A 6,538-nucleotide genomic window follows, 5' to 3' on the forward strand; every position below is an offset into this window, starting at 1 on the left:
GAGTTTTTATACAATACCAAAAATTAAATTGTCCGATTATTAGGGGGCTAGACCATTGGCCCCTACACTTAACAATAAACACCCTTAAGTTCCCCTGTTCATCAAAAAAAATACGAATGACGATTTACGAATGACGACGCCATTGGGTTTCAACAGTTCATCAATTCATAAGTTCATCAAATAAGATCAAATTCTAATTTTACACACCTTAACTTTTAACCTTTAACCCTTAACAAAAACCTTTTCACCAATCAGTTAATCGATTAAACAACTACACAGTTAAACAATTAAACAAGAGTCAGCCATGCTTCCAGGAAAAACCAAAAAAGGGCAGAAAATTTCCGCCCTTTTAAAACTTATATCAACCGAAAGCTTATTTATAAAGCTGATTGAAAAGTAATTTGAAGGTATTGTGTGCCTGCGCCCTAAAAGTAACCTCAGGACCAAAGGCATAAAGTTTTCCTTTTCCAATAGGAGCCTCAAAGGCAACCACGCCATTTCTCAGATAAGACTCTCCCCACGCCCATCCGGACACCAAAGGAGACTCTGTCCCAAACCAAGCCAATGGTTTCACTCCGTTCATTAAGGCATCAGGCGCTAAAGAAAAGACAGGAGAATTATTGAAAACCATATTGGCCGATTCTCCCATGCCCCAATTAGCAGGGCTATTGGTATCCAAGTTCGCTTTGAGAATACTTCCAGGAATGTAATACTTATCACCCCCAAGTGGTTTTTCAGTACCATCAGACTGTTTCTCTACCAAGGCATTACTTACCGGAAGTCCAAGATCAAAAGCAAGAGAAGTACTGGCCCCAACGGCAACTACATTTCCACCATTCTCCATGAACATCTTTAATTGAGGAACAGACTTTTCTTTACTCAAGCTACCCATAAGCTTGTGGTATTCCTGCGGAATATCCTCTTCTTTTGGCATACCACCCCAACTTCTTACTGTTCCTGGTGCTCCAGGGCCAATAAATAGTATTACATCATATTTGGCATTCAGATTTCCAGCATCAATATCCTTTGGATAGATTACCTGGAATGGGAATTGGTATTGCTCCAACATCCACCTCACCCATCCTGAAGGCATGGATCCTCCATAATGGTCAAAAAGTGCGATCCTGGCTGGCTTCAAGCTTACAGTTCCTGAAGGTCTTGAAGAAGCAACCATTTTGACACCATATTCCTTAGCTGCTTTTTCTAAAACAGATTTATTTCCGGAAACATAAAAACTACCAGCGGGGAATCCCGAAGCCTCAGTAGTAGTACGTGATACATTCGCTCCTGCTTTCAACAGTTCGTTGACAGCAATAAAGGAATTGTTACCTCTGACATCTATCAACATACCTGAACCACTTGGAACTCTTGTAGGTACAAAATCAAGTACCTCTCCATATGGAAGTGCTTCAAATGGACCATCGAATTCATCGAGAATCCTATCAAAATCTACTCCCATTTGGAAGGCTAAAGTCCAACCGGCTGCATCATAAGGTCTTTTAGGAGGGCCTCCTGGAAATTCGAAGTCATTAGGGTGATCCTGTGGCTCGAACATGTCAAGCAAATGCGGCCTAAAAGCCTGTGCAGATTTGAATACCAATGATCCTTTCGGGTACTGCTTTCCTTGCACTGAAAAATCTTCAGAAGCTTTGTGCACCTGAATCCCAGACTTGATCAAAGCATTGGCAAACCTGATGGCTGTTTGAAAATCAGGCTGATCCGCTGGTACAATAAACCCTCTTGGATCACGCAGTTCTTTATCTTCAAATATTTTACCAAAATACTCTGAGGGCAAACCACTTCTCATTCCGTAATAAGCCATTTCCGGATCATCAGCTTCTTTTTCTTCTTTGGCTTTATCGAAGGCTTGCTGTACAGCTGCAGATCTTTTTGGATATTTGGTCCAATGATCCATATTTCCTCTATCTATACTGTTTTTACCCATTGTATAAATATTGAGTAAAAGCGCATCGGAATTCCTACTTGCAAAGTCCAATACTGCCCAGTTCATAGAAACTGAATAATCTATTGATTTTTTAAAATTCCATTTCTGAGGTTCTATGGGAAAAGGAGTGGCGTGTGTAGGAATCAACCTTTCCGGAACCAGAGGAATCTCAGATGGAGTAGGTCCACCCGTAGTTTCGGTAAGGATACCGATCATATTGTGGAAATAAGGTGTAGTTCTCAAACCACCATTCCACCAAGAAGAAAATACAGAACCTCCAAGTCTTGTATAGCCTGGTTTACCTTCAAAATTCAATCTATTAATCATCGCGGCACCAACTCCGTCAAGACTCGTCATGATCAAAGGGTCAAATACGTGATTGAACGGATCTCTATAGGGAGGTCCAGCTACCACCGTTCCAGCAGGTGAAGTTTGGTGATGGTTAAAAATAATCTGAGGTAACCACTCCACATACTGTTGTAAGGAGATATTGGTAGACTCGTCCAGGTTATTCATAAAAAAGTCCCTGTTATTATCATGACCAACATATTTATGGTACATGTAGGGAGTTCTCATATCTCTTTTGGTGACATCTTCCCTACTCATATACCAGTCGGTCACGATTTCCTGTCCATCTGGATTGGTCTGCACCATCAAGATGATCAGATCATCAAGGAACCTGAGGATTTCAGGATCATTGCTTGTCGCGAGTTCATAATATGTAGGTATCAGTTGGTGGGAAGCTACAGTTTCTGTGGAGTGCAAACCACCGTCAATCCATACCACGGCCTTGCCATCCTTAGCCAAGGACCTTGCTTCTTCTGGGCTAACCTCAGCCCTTCCCAATTTTTGGGAAATTTCCTTATACTTATCCAAATTGGCATGATTCTCAGGAGAAGTGATGATCATCATAGGCATCTGCCTTCCTTCGGCAGTGGGTCCTATTTCAACAAACTTCACTCTGTCTGATAACTCAGCCACTTTTCGGAAATAATCATCTGTAGCTGTATAAGTAGCCAATTTGTAATCATCGCCTATATCAAATCCAAAATGTTCTTTTGGGGTTGGGACCTTTTGGGCAATCGCATTTCCAGCAAAAAGAAAGAATGCAAATGCCCATAAGAAGTAAGATTTTCTCATGTGATTTCAGTTTAGTGACTGTCTAAAATACACCTATGATTATTACCAAACAAAATTCTACATGCAATCGGAAAGAATTCAGTTTGACTGGTAAGAATATGCAAGTCAAATAAAATGTCTTCCCCTTAAAAAATAAATCAGGTATATTTCATAAGTGTTTTAAACACCAATATCTACTTTCCGTTTTAATTCAGTACCTAAAATAAAAATCATATGTATAAAATATTTACCTATATCAGTTTTATCCTTACGGGCATGTTTGCCCTTTGGGCAAGCCATTCTGAAAAATCAGAATTCAGTGAAGAAATCACCATTTGCCATACCGGCCCTTCCGAAATGATTGCTTTTTTGGATGATCCTGCTTTTGTGGCATTTCATCCATCTCCGATTCCATTCGATTTTGAAGGAATGGGCGAAATGATCACTTTCCCAGCTGCTGACGGGAAAGATGCCAGTGCATACATGATTCGTTCCAAAGAGCCTTCTGACAAATGGCTATTCGTTTATCAGGAATGGTGGGGCCTCAACGACAATATTAAAGAAGAATCTGATCGTTTTTATAATGACCTTGGAGGAAATGTAAATGTACTTGCACTCGATATGTATGATGGCAATGTTACTTCTGATCCTCAGGAGGCGGGAAGTTTTATGCGTTCTACCAATGAAGAAAGACTGGAAAGCATCGTGTTGGCTGGTAAGAGCTTTGCTGGACCTGATGCACAAATAGCCAATGTGGGTTGGTGCTTTGGAGGAGCTTGGTCTCTGAAATCAGCATTGCTGTTAGGAGATCAAAATATCGGTTCAATCATTTATTATGGCATGCCAATCAGAGAGGTTGATAGACTGAAAAAGCTTAACTCAGATGTATTGGGTCTATTTGCGACAGAACAAAATATTTCTAAAGAAGTAATAGAAGAATTTGCGGATGCAATGGATGAGGCTGGAAAAAACTTGGAGTATAAGATTTTCGACGCTGTACATGGTTTTGCCAACCCTTCCAATCCAAGACATGATGAAGAAGCTACCAAAGAGGCTTATTTGATGGCTCTGTCCTATTTGCAGAATAAGTTTAATTGAAAAGCATTGATCAAATTTATTCATTTAGCATGCAGATCCACAAAAATCTTAAACAAAGGCTGGCTTTAAATAAGGCATTTTAAAGGATGAGCCTGTAAGAACACAGATCGATCAAATGGTTTATGAACTGTATGTGTTGACGGAAAAGGAGATAAAGCTTGTGAAAGGGGGTGATGGGTGAGAGAAGAACCGAAAAGCAAACCTTCTAGCTTTTCAATTTAATGAACACCCATTTAAATTCAACTCATACCTCACAGATCTACCTGCTCCTGACTGGATCAATAGTCCATGTTCGTGGAGATATTGTAAGTCTCTAGTTGCTGTAGCTTTAGAAACATGGGTGATGGACATGTATTTCTTAGCACTCATACCTCCCTGGAAGCCTTCCGTTCCTGCATCAAACATTTTTTCAATGACTTTGACATGTCGGTCTTGCATGTAGTCTTTATATTTATCGAAATATTTCACTTTTTCTAAAAGAAAACCTACCAAAGCTTTTGAGTCCCTTTGAGCTAAGATAACCACTTTGATAAAGTATTCTATCCAAGCTGTGATATCCATGCCTCTTTGTGCATCTTTTAAGGCTTGGTAATACATCTTTTTATCTGCTTCTATGGTTTTAGAAATACTTAACAAAACAGGTTTTTTTAAACTCTGTGACAATGCTTTTTCAGCAAGGGCTCTACCGATTCGTCCGTTTCCATCTTCAAATGGATGGATGGATTCAAAATACAGATGTACAATGGCTGATTTCAATAAGGCTGAACCTATGACATCAATCTGGGGAAAGTTTAATTGGTTATACCAATTGATCATAGCCTTCATTTCCTTGGCTACATCTTTCGAAGGTGGAGCTTCAAAATGAACTATTTCTCTCCCTATAGGCCCAGATACTACCTGCATAGGATCTTCTCCCTCCCTCCAGTTTCCAACAATCATATTTTTAGCGTGTACAAAGAGTACCTTATGCCAATCTTTAAGCATCTCCGTACTCAAGGGTTCCTGATAGCTAGCTCTAACCTCAACAATCAAGTCAGAAATTCCGATTGCATAACGATCTTTAACTTTTATAGGTGTTTTATTAAGCCCTAGCTTGTTTTTGATGGACGAAATGACATCTTCGCGGCTATAATACTCTCCCTCAATGGCAGATGATTTGATTGCCTCAGAAACCATGATATTGATTACCGTTTCTTCTTCTAAATCCCCAGATAGCCCTTTCTCCATTCCATTCAATTCAGCCCATTCCAAGGAAAATTCTAGAAATAAAGGCCGTAGAGCTTCCAAATCATACTGGAAATTAGGCCAATTTTGATGTTGCCAGTTGTAGGTCATGAGCCAAATATTTTAACTAATCGGCTCAAATATACGAATTATTTGAGCCGATTAAATGATTTAATCAGCTCATACATTTTTAATTCATTGGATTTTTACATTCACCCAACTATCTTCTTTCTACCCCTCAATCTTAATCCAGATAAGGTTAAATAAAAAAGAGAAACCAACTCAAGTCAGTTTCTCTTTATATATTTAAAAATTGAAAAAAATCCAGTAACTTTTTTCTGTTCAATATCTAACAATATCCAATCCGCCTCCCGGAGTGCAGGTATCAATTGATATCGTCTCAGATAAGCTCTAGGCTATCCGAAAGCTCTAAAGTCTAAGGGTAAATATCTTGGAATTCGACTTCTCATTATCAAAAATTCAACCTCCCGGAAAAACCAAACGTCGCAGGTTCGCCCAGATGTGCTGCACCAAAATTATAAGCATAAGCCACATAACGCGTGTTGGTGATATTCCTCAACCATAAACCCAACTCGATATTTTTAACATTTACACCAATTCTGGCATTAAATAGTTGGTAAGGATCCTGACTGAGGGTATTGGGAAGGTCAAAGAAAGTTTCTCCAAAATATTGCCACTCCCCTCTTAATAAGAGAGAAATCTCTTTTTCCGGATTCAATACTTTTTGATACTGTGCCAAGACCAAAGAAGTGAAACTGGGTGTAAACAACTGCCTGTTACCGCTGTAATCGATGTTATTTTCCTGTTCTGCAATATCTAAAGTTGTAAACCGTGCATCAGTAATACCCGCGTTCCAACCAAATGTGAAATTATTTCCCACAAGAGCTGTCAATTCTGATTCCAAGCCCTTGCTTGTAAGTTGGCCTTCATTTCGTGTAATGACAATGGCATCAGGCAACACCAATTGTGGCACTTGAATGTTATCTACTGTGGTATAAAAAGCACTGAAATTCCATCTCAAAGTATTGTTGAGAAAGTCATTTTTCATTCCCACCTCGAAGTTATTACTAAACTCAGGATCAAATGGCTGCAATGGGGTCGCAGAAGGATCCGAGGTAATTGGAGTCAGAC

Annotated in this window: 4 protein-coding genes; 1 reads left to right on the top strand and 3 read right to left on the bottom strand. The window is 39.5% G+C overall.

Going from position 1 to position 6,538, the window contains the following annotated elements; genetic code table 11:
* Window positions 1-373 precede the first annotated feature (373 nt).
* On the bottom strand, window positions 374-3,085 hold the full coding sequence (locus tag EA341_RS17980) for a M14 metallopeptidase family protein (protein ID WP_293016556.1): 2,712 nt from the start codon (window positions 3,083-3,085) through the stop codon (window positions 374-376).
* A 213-nt stretch (window positions 3,086-3,298) separates the two neighbouring features.
* On the opposite strand from EA341_RS17980, the gene EA341_RS17985 reads away from it, so the two are divergent.
* Entirely contained in the window at window positions 3,299-4,162 is an 864-nt protein-coding gene (locus tag EA341_RS17985) for a dienelactone hydrolase family protein (protein ID WP_293016557.1), read from the top strand.
* A gap of 213 nt (window positions 4,163-4,375) precedes the next feature.
* On the opposite strand, the gene EA341_RS17990 is transcribed toward EA341_RS17985, so the two are convergent.
* Window positions 4,376-5,497 carry a Fic family protein gene (locus EA341_RS17990; protein ID WP_293016558.1) on the bottom strand — a complete coding sequence of 374 codons (1,122 nt, stop codon included), beginning with the start codon at window positions 5,495-5,497 and terminating at the stop codon, window positions 4,376-4,378.
* 361 nt (window positions 5,498-5,858) lie between these two features.
* Window positions 5,859-6,538, bottom strand: a 680-nt coding sequence (locus EA341_RS17995) for a TonB-dependent receptor (RefSeq protein ID WP_293016559.1), incomplete at its 5' end; no start/stop codon positions are given.

Origin of the sequence: Mongoliibacter sp. (genome assembly GCF_007692705.1) — a bacterium.
In the GTDB taxonomy this organism is placed as follows: Bacteria; Bacteroidota; Bacteroidia; order Cytophagales; family Cyclobacteriaceae; genus Mongoliibacter.